Origin of the sequence: Ancylobacter polymorphus (assembly GCF_022836935.1) — a bacterium.
GTDB lineage: Bacteria > Pseudomonadota > Alphaproteobacteria > Rhizobiales > Xanthobacteraceae > Ancylobacter > Ancylobacter polymorphus_A.
The window spans coordinates 12,755-27,544 of the sequence record NZ_CP083239.1; the positions used below are offsets into that span (position 1 = coordinate 12,755).

A 14,790-nucleotide genomic window follows, 5' to 3' on the forward strand; every position below is an offset into this window, starting at 1 on the left:
CTGCCGCGCCTCCGCGATGTTCTACCGCCTTGGTGTGCACTAGGCGAGGGGCCGCGCGATGACGCAGTTGGCGCACTGGCGCTCATGGGGGCCGCTGGAACCGGTGGAAACACCCGGCGTCCCCGTCGAGATACGCGGTATCGCTCAAGGGCTCGATCCGGCTGTGCTGCAGTACGCGCGGCGCCGGGCTGAGCGGCTGGGAACCGGACTCGACGAGACGCTGCTTGCCACGGGTCATGCCTCGCCGGACATGCTGGCTCAGGCGGCGGCGCGGGATCTCGGAATCGACTTCGAGCCGCTCGACCCGGCGGTGTTCAAGGCCGCGCCAACGCTCGCCGCGACCGATGTCTGCTCCATGCTGCGCAGCGGCGTCTTGCGAACGACGGATGGAAGGCTGGTCGCCGCGGCCCGCGGTGTGCAGCTGCGACGGCTTGCGGCGGCGCTGGCGGAGCGCCCGGAGCTCCGTGAACGGGTGAGCCTTACGACACCGGAGCGGCTGTCGCGCTTCGTTCATGCGCGCTTCGGGCGGCAACTCGGCAGCCTCGCCGCCTATTGGCTGCGGGATCAGCAGCCCCATCAGTCGGCAGGAACGCTGCATGCGTCCCGCTATCTGTTCGGCCTGATCGCCGGCTTTCTCGCCGCCCTCTTCCTCACCACGACCGCCACCTCCTTCATCGGCGCCTGGACACTGCCTGGGCTCGTCGCTCTCATGCTCATAGGCAGCGCGACACTGAAGCTGGCAGCCTGCACGATACCGCCTCAGAGGCCTCCCCGCCCGACACGCGACGACAAGTCCTTGCCCAATTACAGCCTGATCGTGCCGCTCTACCGCGAGGCGAGGGTCGTGCCCCAACTGGTCGATGCCTTGGACGGGATCGACTATCCGCGCGAAAAGCTCCAGATTCTGCTGGTCATCGAACCCGATGATGAGGCAACGGCAACCGCGCTCGCGCTCCACGCCTGCCGTCCCGGTTTCGAGGTCGTGGTCGCCGCGCCGGTTGGACCGCGAACAAAGCCGAAGGCGCTCAACGCCGCCCTGCCCTTCGCGCGCGGCACCGTGATCGGCGTCTACGACGCCGAGGATGTGCCCGATCCGCTGCAGCTTCGGCACGTTTGCGGCAGGCTCAATGCACGCGGGAATGAACGTATTGGCTGCGTTCAGGCGCGCCTCGTCATCGACAATCTCGCCGATGGGTGGATTTCCCGGCAGTTCGCCGCCGAATATGCCGGCTATTTCGATGTCGTTCTGCCGATGCTCGGCCTCTGCCGGTTGCCGCTGCCGCTCGGAGGCACGTCCAATCACTTCCGCCGGGCCGCGCTTGACGACGTGAACGGTTGGGACCCCTTCAATGTCACGGAAGATGCCGATCTGGGCGTTCGCCTGGCGCGGGCCGGCTGGGGTACGGACGTCATCGCCTCCGCCACGGATGAGGAAGCGCCCCAGCGGCTCGGTGCGTGGATGCGTCAGCGCACGCGCTGGTACAAGGGATGGATGCAGACGCTGCTGGTGCATATACGCCAGCCCCTGCGCATGGCGCACGAGGCCGGATGGGCGGAGACGCTGACCCTTCTCTTCCTTCTCGGCAGCGGCACGGCAGCCGCGCTGCTTCACCCCGTGCTCTTCGCTTCGCTGGTGCTGGGGCTCTTTCTGGAACCGGTCACCGAGCTGTCGTTTACGTCGACACTGCTCGAAGGGGTTTGGTTCTGCGTGCTGGTAGCCGGACTGCTGGGCACCGTGCTTTCGACACTGCTGGGCATGCGGCGGCGGCGCATTCCCGGCATGGTGGGAGTAGCGCTGACCATGCCGGTGTATTGGCTGATGATGTCGGCGGCGGCCTGGCGGGCCCTTATCGCGCTCGTCATTGCCCCGTCGCACTGGGAGAAGACCGAACACGGGCTGGCGCGCACATCACGCCGGCGGCAGGGAGTGCGGCCGACGTTGCGGCTCAGAAATAGCGGCGCAATTCGGCAGCGGCGTCTTCGGGCGGGCGCTTCAGGTTGAATGGGGCCACGAACCGGCCGTTCTTGTCCATGAGATAGACGACGGCCGTATGGTCCATCGTGTAATCCCCCCCCTGGGTCGGCACCTTCTTGGCGTAGGCGCGGTAGGCACGGGTGACGGCGGCGATCTTCTCCGGCGTGCCGCTCAATCCCTGAATGCTCGGGTGGAAGCTGCCGAGATAGTCTTTCATCACCTCAGGCGTATCCCGTTCGGGGTCAACGGTGATGAACAGCCCCGTGGCCTTTCGCGCATCCGGCCCCAGAGCCTCGAACAGTTGCGACATCTCGAACAGCGCGGTCGGACAGATGTCCGGGCAGTGGGTGAAGCCGAAAAACACCAATGTCGGCCTGCCGAGATAGCTGTCCTGCGTCACCGCATTGCCGTTTTGGTCGACGAGCTGAAACGGACCGCCGATCGCCACCTCGTTCGATACGGTTCCCCGGCCGGACGGCAGCAGGGCGAGGGCGCTCGCGACGATGGCCACGGCACCGACCACGAAGGCGGCAAGGAGCAGAACAACACGACGGTTCGACATGGCACCACAGCAAGGCTCGGCGCCGCCCGACCGGCGCGCGCCACGGATCACTCTTCAAGGCTCAGAGCAATTCCCGCAAAAGTGCATAGCGGTTTCGCGATAGGAATTGCGTACAATCAGAGAGTTAGAGCTGTTCCGGTGAATGTGAGTTCACCGGAACAGCTCTAGAAACAATAGGCGAGACCGGCCGTCAGCATCTCGAAGAAAACGACCGCACCGTGGCGCGCCCACAGGCCGATCGCCGCAGCGACGGCGAGGATCCCGGCAATCCCCGCCCCCCAGGCCAAGATCCTGCTCCGCGAAGCCGCGATGTATGCCATCGGTGTCGCCATCGTGCTCATACCCTCAGCACAGCCTAGCACGCGCGCGACCCGCGCGCCCACGGTTCAGTCCCTCAATAGCCGCGGCGCGGGTCTACCTCGTGCAACGGCGGCAATCCCTGGCGCACCCGACGAACACTCTCGGCCACATCACGCGCCGCCAGAGCCGGCACGGTGATGCTGGCGACATGGGGTGTGATCAGCACGTTGTCGAGGTTCCACAGGGGGTGGCCGCTCGGCAGCGGCTCGGTCTCGAACACGTCAAGCGTCGCCTCGGCGAGATGACCCGAGCGCAGCGCCTCGACAAGCGCCACCTCATCCACCAGCGGTCCGCGCGACACATTCACCAGCTTTGCGCCCCGCGGCATGAGGGCGAGTTCGGCGGCGCCGAGCAGGTGATGCGTCTCCGGCGTCAGCGGCACCAGGCAGACCACGATCTCGCTTTCGCCGAGCACACGCTCCAGCCCCTCACGGCCGGTGAAGGCGGTGACGCCCGGAATATCCTTCGGGCTGCGCGACCAGCCGGACACCGTGTAGCCCATGCCCGCCAGCGCCTTGGCCGACGCCGCGCCGAGTTCGCCGAGCCCCAGCACACCGACCTTGATCTCGTAGAGCGGACGGGGATGCACATAGTCCCATTCGCCGCGCCGCTTGGCGCGTTCGAACACCGGGATGTCGCGGGCATAGCGCGTCACCGCGAAGATGACATAGCTCGCCATCATCGCCTCCATGCCGGGATCATTGAGACGGGCGAATTTAACCGGCAGCAGATCGTCCCGCCGCATCAGCGAGTCGACACCGGCTCCCAGATTGACCACCAGTTGCAGATTGGGAAAGCGCGCAAAGAAGCCGGCGGGAGGCGTCCACACCAGGGCGTAGCGAATGTCGGCGGGATCGCCGACATCCGGGTCGATCCGCACATCAAGCTCGGGAAACTCAGCGTTGAGCGCCGCCCGCCACGCCTCTCCATCATCCACCGCGCTGTAGAAGACCAGGGCATCCCCGCTCACGCGCATTCTCCGCTTTCAAAGCCGCCCGACTCGCCGGCCGCTCCATCCTATCGGCTCGGAGCCGCGCGGACATAGACGGCAGCAGCCGATACTGCCCGAATGGGCGCCCGCACGCGGCCTCCACAGCGGGCCATCATGCGCGTGGACACGCCACGTCCCGCAATCCGTCGAGACCTTGCCTGGAGTGACAGTCATCATTTGGTGCGTATCCCCTGGGGGAACTCCCGAGTCCCGGCGCCGGGCTCGTCCGTAGGTCCACGGGCAGACAAGGGCTGTCACCGACAAGCGGTGAGCACCTTCGAAATCGCTGGAAATACGAGATCTCCCACCAACAGCTGTCGCAGCGGGAGGGGGATTGGAGCGGGCGAAGGGAATCGAACCCTCGTATGCAGCTTGGGAAGCTGCCGTTCTACCATTGAACTACGCCCGCTCAGGCCGGCGGCACCTTAAGGGCGCCGCGCTGCCTCTTCAAGCCCCCGATGGCATGAGCGCACACAGAAGAATGGCAATAGCACCGAACGTGACGGTGCCATCACCCTGCTAGGGCCGATGTTCAGCCGAGCTTACCGGGACAAGCGATTTGAGATAGGCGATGAGATGGGTGGCACGCTCCAACTCGCCGCCGAAGTTCAGCGGCCGGGCATTGGCCTCCAGGAACCAGAGCAGGCGGTCCTGATCCAATGCGAGGTCGAAGGCCCACTCAAAATGATGGGCTGGATCGCTTGCCGTCAATCGTTCGGCGAGATCGGTTGAAAGCGCCTCGATCTGGCGCATGCGCCCGTCGATGTCTGGCTCCCCTCGCTCGCCGAGATAGCTCTCGACAGGCATCAAGGAGGCCCCTTGGGAAATGGTCGATATCACCTTGCCCGGCGGTGAGATGCGGCCTGTGATGCGCACAAGTCCCCACGCGCCTCCCGGCATACGCATCACTTCCGAGCGCAGCGTACCTGGCCGGCCGCTACCGTCACGCGTGTCGATGTAACGTTGAACGACATAGGTGCGATAGGCCATGCGCGCGGCGACCGCCGCGCTTGCTCGCGCAACGGCCTCGTCGGTGGTCACCAGGTGCCGACGGTCGCCGTTGATCATCTCCCATCGTCCACTCCCGGCGGGAATGATGAACTGCACGCCGATGCCGCGCATGCCGTCATTCGGCTTGACCACGATTCCGCCGCCCGCCAGCCACGCGGCCAACTGCGATTGGTGGCGGCCAGGATCGAGCAATTCGGATGGGATAATCTGCCGTTCCCATGGCGTGCCGACCAGAAGCTCCGCATTGCCAAGCTTATCGCGTCTCAGGGTACCGAGGGCCGTCGAGGAGGCGCGCAGCCATTGTTCCACCTCGGCCTCTTCCCGCGTCGCCGGATCGTTGAGGATCGCAACCACTGGGGGAAGCGGATGACGGCTTTGCCGCCATCCCTCCACACTCCATCTCCAGGCGCGCACCATGCCGGTGGCGGGCTCGCAATCGGAGCTGTTCAGGAAGCAGAGATCCACGCTCTGCAGTGCAGCCTCCGCCAGCAACGCCCGCAGGCGCACGGGACGCATCTTCGCGGGGTGAAAGCTGCCATGGCCGACCAGAGCGACGGGTCCGATGGCCACGGGTGAGCCGCTCTCGCCCCCCGAAGCGGCAGGCACCGAATGCGCTGGATCGGTCGCCACCCTCGTTTTCCTTGCCGTAGACGTGATCGGCCGCAACAGGGCCAAACAATCGAAGGTCACGTCGACGTATCAGTTCCGGCCCTTTACGACAATTCGGCGTTGAGGACGGCAGCGCCCCCTTCGGGAGTTGCAGCTTTGGATCAGATTTCAGCGATGATGCTGTCCGGCACCCGCGCTTTCTCGGCCGGGTGCCTGCGCCCTCCCACGTCGTCGAGACTGACGCCCGTGGTTTCGATGCGGAACCACCATGTGACCGCCGCGCCGAGCAGCGACATCGCCACCAGCCCATAGAGCAGCGCCTGCTGGCCGATGGTGGCGAGGAGGATGGGAAAGCCGAAGGCGGTGAGAACGGCACCGATCTTGGCGAAGGCGGCGGCGAAGCCAGCGCCCTTGCCGCGAATGGCGGTCGGAAACACCTCGCCGGCGAGAAGGTAGGTCTGCGCGTTCGGACCGAGATTGGTCATGAAGTTGAACATCATGAAGCCGACGAAGATGAGGGCCGTCGCGAGGGTGCCCTCGTAATAGGCGGAGAAGGAGGCGATCAGCAGACCGGCCGCGCAGCCGATAAAGCCGAGTATCTGCAGCGGAACACGGCCAACCCTGTCGGCGAGCGCTACCGCGAAGAGGATGCCGACGATGAGCAGCACGTCGATCATGGCCGCGCCCTGGGCGGCGGAGATGTCGTTCTGGATGATCTCAGCGACGTTGCGGGCATTGGCGCTGTCATGCCCCAGCGCCGCGGCGAGGATGGTGGGCGTGAAGATGCCGATGCCATATGTCGACAGGTCCTGCAGAAACCATGGCACCGACGCGAGAATGGTGGCACGCCGATTGCGCCGGTTGAACAACGCCATCCAGCCGCTGCTCTCCGTCTCGGCCTTGATGGAGGCGGAAAGCACAACCTTCTTGGGATAGGCGGGCTTGCGATGCAGCAGGCGGGCGGTCTCACGCTCAGCCTCGTGCTTGCGACCCCGGGCGAACAGCCAGGGCGCGCTCTCGGTGACGAAGAAGCGACCGGCCAGCACAATCGCCGCCGGCAAGATCGCGGCTGCGTACATCCACCGCCACGCGGTGACGTCGGGATCCAGTGTAAGGACCACATAGCCGACGCCCGTGCCGACCAGAGCCCCGACCGCCTGGAAAGCGAAGGCGCCAAGCACGAGGCGCCCCCGCGCGCTGCTCGGGATGCTTTCGGAAATGATGAGATGCGCCGTGGGGTAATCGCAGCCGAGCGCCAGACCGATGCCGAACAGGAAAACGACCAGCCAGGAATAGCTGGGCGCCACCGACAGCAACACCAGGAAGATGATGAACAGTATCATCTCGGCAATGAACATGAGCTTACGGCCGAACTGATCGGCAAGACCGCCGAGCAGCAGCGCCCCCACCAGAATGCCGGCCAGCGAGGCAGCGCCCACGGCCCCATGCTCGACCGCGTCGAGACCGAATTCGCTGGCGATCAGCGGCATCGCGACGCCGGTCATGAAGACGACCAGTCCCTCGAAGAATTTGCCGGCTGCGGCGAGACCCCAGATGCGCCACTGCATGGCCGTCATTGGGGTGACCGGCACCAATGTTCCGTCCGGCCAACTCGGCCGCTCATCGATATAGTGTTGAACGGTCCTGCCGATGTCAGGTTCGTGACGGGTCTGTAAGGGCTTATGGGGCATCGGTATCCCTGCGGCATCAAGCAATGGTAAGATGCAACGTCATCACCTTGCGTGAAAGTCGCGTGACGGCGCCGATAGCCGGGCTGATGCTCCCCAGCGAGACTATTGGGGCGGGCTCCGCGCCCGGCTGGACCCCGGAATGCGCGGGTGACAGTAGCGCGGTGACGCCGGCACGATTAAGGAGAAGCCCAGAGCTCTTCTCGGATGGCGCTTGTGCGCCCGACGACCTGCGATATAGGCGGACCTGCCGTGACATTCATGACGACCAACCCGGCGCTCGCCCGTGCGCTTGCCGAGCGGGAATACACCAGCGCAACGCCGGTTCAGCGCGCCGTGCTTGCGCCGGAAGCGGCGACCCGCGACCTGCTGGTGTCGGCGCAGACCGGATCGGGCAAGACCGTCGCCTATGGGCTCGCCATGGCCGAGACACTGCTCGGCCCCGAGGAGCATTTTGCCCCCGCCGCGGCGCCGCTGGCGCTGGTGGTGGCGCCGACACGTGAATTGGCGCTTCAGGTGCAGCGGGAATTCGGCTGGCTCTATGCCGCGACCGGCGCCCGCATCGTCTCCTGCGTCGGTGGCATGGACCCCAGGCAGGAACAACGCATGTTGAACCAGGGCGCCCACATCGTCGTCGGCACGCCGGGGCGGCTGCGCGACCATCTGGAACGCGGCCGGCTTGATCTCTCCGCGCTGAAGGTCGCGGTGCTCGACGAAGCCGATGAGATGCTCGATCTCGGCTTTCGCGAGGACCTCGAATTCATCCTCGACGCCACCCCGCCGGAACGGCGCAGCCTGCTGTTCTCCGCCACCATGCCGCGCGGCATCACCACGCTGGCCAAGCGCTACCAGAACGATGCGCTGCGCATCGAGGTGGCAAGCGCCGAAGGCGGGCACGCCGATATCGAATATCGCACCATCCGTGTGGCGCCGACCGAGATCGACCACGCCGTGGTCAATGTGCTGCGCTTCTACGATACGCCTTCCGCCATCGTGTTCTGCAACACGCGCGAGGCGGTGCGGCGGCTGCACGCCATGCTGCAGGAGCGGCAGTTCTCCGCCGTCGCGCTCTCCGGCGAGTTGAGCCAGAACGAGCGCAACCATGCACTTCAGGCGCTGCGGGACGGGCGGGCGAGGGTCTGCGTCGCCACGGATGTGGCCGCGCGCGGCATCGACCTGCCCAATCTCGGGCTCGTCGTCCATGCCGAACTGCCCAATGATGCCGAAAGCCTCCAGCATCGCAGCGGGCGCACCGGGCGCGCCGGACGCAAGGGCGTGAGCGTCTTGCTGGTGCCGCCCTTCCGGCGCCGGCGGACCGAGGAACTGATGCGCGGGCTCGGCATCGCGCCGGTCTGGTCCGGCCCGCCGACGGCAGAAGAAATCCGCGCCCTCGATCATGAGCGCATGCTGGGCGACGCGCTGCTCACGGAAGAGCCGAACGAGGAAGACCTCTCCGCCGGGCGCACGTTGCTCGCCGCCCATACGCCCGAGCACCTGGCCGCCGCGCTGGTGCGGCTCTATCGCGCCGGCCTGCCGGCCCCCGAGGAAGTGGCCGACCCCGGCGAGCCGCGTGCCGTGCGCGACCGCGCCGCCGACCGCGAGTTCGGTGGTCCCTCGGGCGGCGGCAGCGCCTGGTTCCGGCTCAATGTCGGGCGCCGCAGCAATGCCGATCCCAAATGGCTGCTGCCGCTGATCTGCCGGCGCGGCAATGTCACCCGCAAGGACATCGGCGTCATCCGCATTCTCGACGAGGAAACCGCTTTTGAGGTCAGCCTTGCCGCCGCCGACCGCTTCGCCAAGGCAGCGCGCCGGGTCGAGGGCGGAGATGTGGTGATCGAACCTCTGCCCGGTGGCCCGCCGGAAGGTCGCTTCGTCCGCACGCCCCGCGAGCGGCCGATGCGCGAGCGGACGGACCGTCCCGAACGCGACCGTCCCGAACGTGAACGTCCCGAGCGGGCGCGGCCGGAACGGGAAAAGCCTGCCCATGACAGGTCCGCCCACGAAAAGCCTCGCTATGAGGCGCCTGTCGACGCCAAGCCTCCGCGCGCGCCGGCGCCACGCCATGAGCGGGCGCACGAAGCAACCGTCGAGGGCCGGACGCGGCGCGAGGCGATGCCGGGCGACCGGCCCGAGCGCATCAAGACCGCTCATCGCAAGAGCGGGGCAGAGAAGCGCGAATGGAACCCGCTGGCGGATGCCGACAGGGAGCGTTCGGTGCGCCCCGAGCGCCCGAAAACCTTTGAAGGCAAAAAGCCGGGCCGCTTTGAGGGCAAGAAGCCCGAAGGCAAAAAGCCGGAAGGCAAGCCGCGCTTCGACAAGGGCACGGAGGGCAAGAAACCCTATACCAAGCCGGGCAAGAGCAAGCCGCCGCGCCGGCCCTGACCGGCACGGGCCTCGGCCAATACATTAAAAAGACAAACGAAAATCGGGACGCAGCGATCGCGCTGCGTCCCGTTCATCCACGCGTCGGCAGCACCCGATGCTCGGGACCGGGTGCCGGCCAGAAACGGTTCAGACCACCTTGACGGTGAGCGTGCCGACGCCGTCGACGCCGCCCTCCATCACATCGCCGCGCACGATGGCGCCGACACCCGCCGGGGTGCCGGACATGATGACGTCGCCGGGCTGCAGTTCGAACAGGCCGGACAGGTAGGAGATCATCTCCGGCACCTTCCAGATCATCTGGTTAAGGTCGCCCACCTGGCGCTGGGTGCCGTTGACGTTGAGCCACACCTTGCCGGCGGCGGGATGGCCGATGGCGGAGGCCGGCACCAGCGCCGAGCACGGGGCGGAGGCCTCGAAAGCCTTGCCCACTTCCCACGGGCGGCCGAGCTTCTTGGCTTCGCCCTGAAGGTCGCGACGGGTCATGTCGAGGCCGACGCCATAGCCCCAGACGTGATCAAGGGCAGACTCGACCGGGATGTTCACCCCGCCCTTGCCGATGGCAACCAGCATTTCCAGCTCGTAATGCACATCGCTGGACTTGTCGGGATAGGGGAAGGTGCCGTCGACAATGACGTTGTCGGGGTTCTTCTGGAAGAAGAAGGGCGGCTCCTTGTTGGGATCATGCCCCATCTCGATCGCGTGCTCGGCGTAGTTGCGGCCGACGCAGTAGATGCGGTGGATCGGGAACAGCTTGTCCGAGCCTTCGACGGGCAGCGTCGGAATGCCAGGAGGCGTAATCACATAGGTGGAAGTGTCGATAGGCGCGTTCATCAGCGTACTCCTGCGTAATAGTCGACGCGTTTTTCAATGCTTTCGATCAGGGCCGACAATCCCATCGCCGCCGCGAAGAGGATGATGGTGAGGGCCCAGAAATTCTCCATGTCGAAATTGCGCGAGTAGAGCTCGAACAATTCGCCATAGCCGATGATGGCCACCAGCAACTGGCCGATCACCACACCCTTGACGCCGCGCACCACGCCGAGACGGATGCCGGCAAGGATTTCCGGCAGCGCCGCCAGCAGGATGATCTTGCTGTAGAGCGCGAAGCGGGAGGCGCCGTAGCTGCGGCCCATTTCCAGCAGCGAATTGGGCACGCTCTGAATGCCGGCGCGCGTGTCGAGCACGATGATCCACACCGCGAAGAGGAACACCGTCACCACGACCGTGGTCTCGCCCATACCGAACAGGATCATCAGCACCGGCACCAGCGCCGAGAGCGGGGCGGAGACGAAGATATTGACCCAGATTCCCAGAAGGTTGTCGGCCGTGGTCGAACGCCCCATCAGCACGCCGATGGCAATGCCGACCACGATGGCGAAGAACATGCCGAGCAGGAAGCTGTTCAGCGTGGTCAGCGCCGCCGCCTGCCAGGTTCCCGTCTGCACCAGCGCCACGGCGGCGACCAGCACGTCGGAAAGCGGGGGAATGAGGAACATCGCGCCGGAACGCCCGACGATCTCCCAGATGACGCACCACACCAGCAGCGACGCCATCATCGGCACGCGAAATCCAAACAAGGTCATCGCGCCCTCCCCTAGTCGACGTAGCGCTTCAGGCCCTGCCAGATTTCCTCGACCGTATCGAGGTAGCCCTGGTCACGGCGGATGGCGTCCGGCGTTGCGGAACGGTCGATCTCCGGCTCAATGATCTGCGCGATCCGGCCGGGGCGCCGCGAGAGAATGACGATGCGGTCCGAGCAATAGACCGCCTCTTCGATCGAGTGCGTGACGAAGATGAAGGTCTTCTTCTCCTTCTCGACCAGTTCCAGCAAATCCTCCTGGAACTTGCGGCGGTTCTGTTCGTCCACCGCCGAGAACGGTTCGTCGAGGAGGAGAACATCGGCGTTCACCGCGAAGGCGCGGGCAAGGCCGACGCGCTGGCGCATGCCGCCGGACAGTTCGTGCGGGTATTTGTTCTCGAACCCCGCCAGCCCCACTTCGGCGATGTACTTGGCGGCAATCGCCTGGCGCTCGTCCTTGCCCATGCCCTTGAGTTCAAGGCCGAAGGCGACGTTGCGCATCACCGTTGCCCACGGCATCAGCGCGAAGTCCTGGAACACGAAGGCGCGTTCCGGGCCCGGGCCGGTGACGGTCTTGCCGTTCACCCGGATTTCGCCCGACGTGGCGGGGATCAGGCCGGCGATGATCTTGAGCAGCGTGGTCTTGCCGCAGCCCGACGGCCCGAGCAGCGTGGTCAGCTTGCCCGCGGGGAAGTCGAGGTCAATGCTCCGCAGGGCCTCCACCTCATTGTACATCTTGCAGACGCCGCGCACTTCGACCGCGACATCCGAACCGGCGGGACGGGAGGCAGCGCTCGCCGCCTGGGCGGTGATGTTGCGCATGGTCAGGACCTCTTCTTCTCGGGACGCAGCACGCGAAGCTCGAAAGCCTCAAGCGCGGCGAGCGTCAGGGTGGACACAAGGATGATGGAGACCACGGCCGCATACATCTCGGCATAATTGGCCACCGAGCGGTGATAGGTGATGAGGTCGCCGATCCCCGTCGGGGTGATGAGAAGCTCCGCCAGGATCACGCCGATAAAGCCGGCGGCGAGGCCGAGGCGCAGGCCGGCGAAGATCACCGGGCTGGCATCGGGGATGATGATCTTGGTGATGCGCTGCCACAGATTGCCCTGGAACGAGTAGCACATGGCGACCAGCGAGGGGTTGGCGTTGCGCACCGCCTTGTAGCCATTGAGCACGATCACCGGCAAAGCCAGCATGATCACCGCCAGGGTCTTCGACACCAGGCCGATGCCGTAGACGAAAGTGATCAGCGGGATCAGCGCCGCCATCGGCGCGGCCTGAAGCACGATGAACACCGGCGCCACCAGCCATTCCGCAAAGCGCGACAGGCCCATGACGATGCCGAGGCCAATGCCGATGACGGCGGAAACGGCAATGCCGATCACCAGCGGCTGCAACGTCTCGGCATAGGCCGCGGCGAAGGAGCCGTCGAGCGTCATCGTCACGAAGGCGTTCAGCGTCTCCAGAAAGGTCGGGAAGGCGAAGCTGATCGGGATACGCCCGGCGATTTCCCAGATGAGGAAGAAAAGCCCGACCGACGCCAGGCGCCAGAGAGCGGTGCGGTGCTCCGAGAGCTTCCTCCAGAAGAAGGAAGCCTCGGAGGGAGGAACGGCTCGCGAGGAGCCGTTCGCCTGGACCGGATAGGTCATCCCGCCGGCCTCAGTTCGTGCCGACCTTGGCGAGCGCGCGGTTCAGCGGCTCGAGCGCCCAGAAATCCTCGACCTTCAGGGTCTTGGGGTCGCCCTGAAGCTGGCCCGAGAGCGTGTAGAAGGCAAAATCGTCCTTGGCCGCCGCCTCGCCGCCGCCATTGAGCGGGAACGCCTTACCCTCGGCAAGCTCGGTGAAGTAGGGGGTGATCTCCGCCACCTGATCGGCCGGGAGATCCGGCAGCAGCTTGTACTTGGCGCGCCACTCGGCGACGACCGCCGGGTTCTTGGTCACTTCGCGCCAGGTGGTCAGCACCGACTCGACGATGATGTCCACGTCCTTGGGATTCTTGTCGAGGAAGTCCTGGCGGGCGAACAGCGCCTCATCCGTGGCGTTGATGCCGTCGAGCGGCAGGATGATGAACTTGCCCGGCGCCTTTTCCTGCAGCAGCCGGCGGCCGGCCGAATCCACGATCGTCGCCTTGACGTTGCCCTGCAGCAGTGCGCCGGTGCGCACTTCCGAGCCGGGGATGTAGCTGATCTTGGAGAACTTGATGCCCTGCTTCTCCTCCATCAGCTTCATGATGGCCTCGGTGCCGGAACCGCGCGAATGCACGGCGACTTCCTGGCCGTTGAGGTCCTTCCAGGTCTTGTAGAACTCGGCGTTCACAGCCGGATAGAAGCGCAGGGTGGAGAGCTGCAGGAAGATGCGCACCGGCACCTTCACCTTCTGCATCAGCGCATAGGGACCGCCGACGCCGATATCCGCCTGCCCGCTCACCACCGCCTGGGCGGCGATGTCCTCGGACTTCAGATAGGTCATCTCGATGTCGACGCCGCGCTCCTTGGCGAGCTCGAAGGCGGCGAGCAGGTGCAGGTTCTCGACCGAGGCAATGTCGCCATAGGCGACGCGGACCTTCGCCTCCGCCTGCGAGGGCGCGGACAGGGCAAGGCCGATACCGACCGCGACCGCCACGCCGGAAAGATCGCGCAGTTTTCTGGTGATTTCCTTGAGCATTTTCAGTCTCCCATGAGAGCCGAGCGGTTCAATCCGCCGCTTGCCCGACCCGCGAGGTCGGATACCAATTTCATTTTGGTTTATATTGGCTGATGTGACCGGTCAAGGCCGGATCGGCTTGACCACACGACTTGATGGCGCCATAGAATGAACCAATTCGCAATTTGGTTGATCCGACTCCCATGCTTAATCCTGCCGCGGACACCCACCTCGAAAAAGGTATCGTCACGCAACTGCGCGCCTATCTCGCCCAGATCGAGCTGCCGGATGATGGCCGCCTGCCGCCCGAGCGCGAGTTGTCAACCGCGCTGGGTGTCTCGCGGACCGAACTGCGCAAGGCGCTCGACGTGCTGGAGGCGGAAGGCCAGCTCTGGCGCCATGTCGGCAAGGGCACCTTCATGGGCAGCCGGCCGCTGGACACCTTCGCCGACATCGCGGCCCTGGCGCGGCGCAGCAATCCGGCCGAGGTGATGCGGGCGCGCATCGTGATGGAACCGGAGATCTGCCGTGCCGCCGCCTTTACCGCGACCCCGGAAGACATCGCGGAAATGCGCATGTGCCTGGCGCGCTCGCGTCAGGCGGAAACCTGGCGCCAGTATGAGGCTTGGGACACGCGCCTGCACCGCACCATCGCCGAAGCGTCGCAGAACACGCTGCTTCTCGGCCTGTTCGACACGCTGAACGCGGTCCGCCGCGCGGTGACATGGGGCCGGCTGCGCACCGAGCCGGTGAAGCCCCTGCCCAACCATCACAGCTTCGCCGAGCATGAGGCGATCGTCGACGCCATCGAGCAGCGCGACATCGCCGCCGCCGCCTCCTGCATGCGCGGGCATCTGCAGACCGTCGAGCGCAAGCTTCTCGACCGGCAGTGAGGCCGAACCGTCGCAGCGGGCTTGATAAAACAACGGCGTCGACATTGGATGTGCTGTCGGCGCCGGGCCGGCGGCCAAGAGCATAGAG

13 protein-coding genes and 1 tRNA gene are annotated in these 14,790 nt (G+C 65.7%); 3 read left to right on the forward strand and 11 right to left on the reverse strand.

All coding sequences use genetic code 11. The features are described from left to right. Positions 1-58: 58 nt before the first annotated feature. The gene (locus tag K9D25_RS00055; protein WP_244378064.1) at positions 59-2,002 is read left to right on the forward strand and encodes a glycosyltransferase; all 1,944 of its coding nucleotides are present in this window, start codon (positions 59-61) and stop codon (positions 2,000-2,002) included. Here the strand turns inward: K9D25_RS00055 and K9D25_RS00060 are convergent. The 6 genes from K9D25_RS00060 to K9D25_RS00085 form a co-directional block, all read right to left on the reverse strand. Beyond that, positions 1,947-2,537, reverse strand: coding sequence for an SCO family protein (locus K9D25_RS00060; protein WP_244450941.1), 591 nt, complete (start codon positions 2,535-2,537; stop codon positions 1,947-1,949). The two genes, K9D25_RS00055 and K9D25_RS00060, sit on opposite strands and share 56 nt — an antisense overlap. Positions 2,538-2,701: 164 nt before the next feature. Further along, positions 2,702-2,857 carry a hypothetical protein gene (locus K9D25_RS00065; protein ID WP_244378065.1) on the reverse strand — a complete coding sequence of 52 codons (156 nt, stop codon included), beginning with the start codon at positions 2,855-2,857 and terminating at the stop codon, positions 2,702-2,704. Positions 2,858-2,931: 74 nt separating this feature from the next. Next, complete coding sequence (locus K9D25_RS00070; RefSeq protein ID WP_244378066.1) at positions 2,932-3,867, reverse strand: 2-hydroxyacid dehydrogenase; 936 nt, start codon at positions 3,865-3,867, stop codon at positions 2,932-2,934. 356 nt (positions 3,868-4,223) lie between these two features. Continuing rightward, positions 4,224-4,297 (reverse strand) — tRNA-Gly (locus tag K9D25_RS00075). A gap of 110 nt (positions 4,298-4,407) precedes the next feature. Then, positions 4,408-5,529, reverse strand: coding sequence for a YheC/YheD family protein (locus tag K9D25_RS00080; RefSeq protein ID WP_244378072.1), 1,122 nt, complete (start codon positions 5,527-5,529; stop codon positions 4,408-4,410). Positions 5,530-5,669: 140 nt separating this feature from the next. Then, the gene (locus tag K9D25_RS00085; RefSeq protein ID WP_244378074.1) at positions 5,670-7,085 is read right to left on the reverse strand and encodes an MFS transporter; all 1,416 of its coding nucleotides are present in this window, start codon (positions 7,083-7,085) and stop codon (positions 5,670-5,672) included. 363 nt (positions 7,086-7,448) lie between these two features. Here K9D25_RS00085 and K9D25_RS00090 point away from each other — a divergent pair, with 363 nt between their 5' ends. Further along, a complete protein-coding gene (locus K9D25_RS00090; RefSeq protein ID WP_244378076.1) occupies positions 7,449-9,578 on the forward strand; it encodes a DEAD/DEAH box helicase in 2,130 nt (709 codons plus the stop codon). Between the two features lie 129 nt (positions 9,579-9,707). Here the strand turns inward: K9D25_RS00090 and K9D25_RS00095 are convergent, their stop codons facing one another. Genes K9D25_RS00095 through K9D25_RS00115 form a run of 5 tightly spaced genes read right to left on the reverse strand, consistent with a single transcriptional unit; the run spans position 9,708 to position 13,830 of the window. Beyond that, the gene (locus K9D25_RS00095) at positions 9,708-10,412 is read right to left on the reverse strand and encodes a fumarylacetoacetate hydrolase family protein (RefSeq protein ID WP_244378078.1); all 705 of its coding nucleotides are present in this window, start codon (positions 10,410-10,412) and stop codon (positions 9,708-9,710) included. Then, on the reverse strand, positions 10,412-11,164 hold the full coding sequence (locus tag K9D25_RS00100) for an ABC transporter permease (RefSeq protein ID WP_244378080.1): 753 nt from the start codon (positions 11,162-11,164) through the stop codon (positions 10,412-10,414). The genes K9D25_RS00095 and K9D25_RS00100 overlap by 1 nt, the downstream gene beginning before the upstream one ends. An 11-nt stretch (positions 11,165-11,175) precedes the next feature. Next, complete coding sequence (locus K9D25_RS00105) at positions 11,176-11,982, reverse strand: ABC transporter ATP-binding protein (RefSeq protein ID WP_244378082.1); 807 nt, start codon at positions 11,980-11,982, stop codon at positions 11,176-11,178. 2 nt (positions 11,983-11,984) lie between these two features. Continuing rightward, positions 11,985-12,815 (reverse strand): ABC transporter permease, encoded by an 831-nt coding sequence (locus tag K9D25_RS00110; protein ID WP_244378084.1) that lies wholly within the window; start codon positions 12,813-12,815, stop codon positions 11,985-11,987. 10 nt (positions 12,816-12,825) lie between these two features. Further along, a complete protein-coding gene (locus tag K9D25_RS00115) occupies positions 12,826-13,830 on the reverse strand; it encodes an ABC transporter substrate-binding protein (RefSeq protein WP_244378086.1) in 1,005 nt (334 codons plus the stop codon). 182 nt (positions 13,831-14,012) lie between these two features. Between K9D25_RS00115 and K9D25_RS00120 the strand changes: the two genes are divergently transcribed. Then, positions 14,013-14,702, forward strand: coding sequence for a FadR/GntR family transcriptional regulator (locus K9D25_RS00120; protein WP_244378088.1), 690 nt, complete (start codon positions 14,013-14,015; stop codon positions 14,700-14,702). The last annotated feature ends 88 nt before the right edge of the window (positions 14,703-14,790 follow it).

Excerpts from the sequence above, each read along its gene's own strand:
- K9D25_RS00110 (WP_244378084.1), bottom strand. The coding sequence starts at position 12,815 with ATGACCTATCCGGTCCAGGCGAACGGCTCCTCGCGAGCCGTTCCTCCC.
- K9D25_RS00095 (WP_244378078.1), bottom strand. The coding sequence starts at position 10,412 with ATGAACGCGCCTATCGACACTTCCACCTATGTGATTACGCCTCCTGGC.
- K9D25_RS00060 (WP_244450941.1), bottom strand. The coding sequence starts at position 2,537 with ATGTCGAACCGTCGTGTTGTTCTGCTCCTTGCCGCCTTCGTGGTCGGT.
- K9D25_RS00115 (WP_244378086.1), bottom strand. The coding sequence starts at position 13,830 with ATGCTCAAGGAAATCACCAGAAAACTGCGCGATCTTTCCGGCGTGGCG.
- K9D25_RS00105 (WP_244378082.1), bottom strand. The coding sequence starts at position 11,982 with ATGCGCAACATCACCGCCCAGGCGGCGAGCGCTGCCTCCCGTCCCGCC.
- K9D25_RS00065 (WP_244378065.1), bottom strand. The coding sequence starts at position 2,857 with ATGGCATACATCGCGGCTTCGCGGAGCAGGATCTTGGCCTGGGGGGCG.
- K9D25_RS00120 (WP_244378088.1), top strand. The coding sequence starts at position 14,013 with ATGCTTAATCCTGCCGCGGACACCCACCTCGAAAAAGGTATCGTCACG.
- K9D25_RS00055 (WP_244378064.1), top strand. The coding sequence starts at position 59 with ATGACGCAGTTGGCGCACTGGCGCTCATGGGGGCCGCTGGAACCGGTG.
- K9D25_RS00100 (WP_244378080.1), bottom strand. The coding sequence starts at position 11,164 with ATGACCTTGTTTGGATTTCGCGTGCCGATGATGGCGTCGCTGCTGGTG.
- K9D25_RS00085 (WP_244378074.1), bottom strand. The coding sequence starts at position 7,085 with ATGACGGCCATGCAGTGGCGCATCTGGGGTCTCGCCGCAGCCGGCAAA.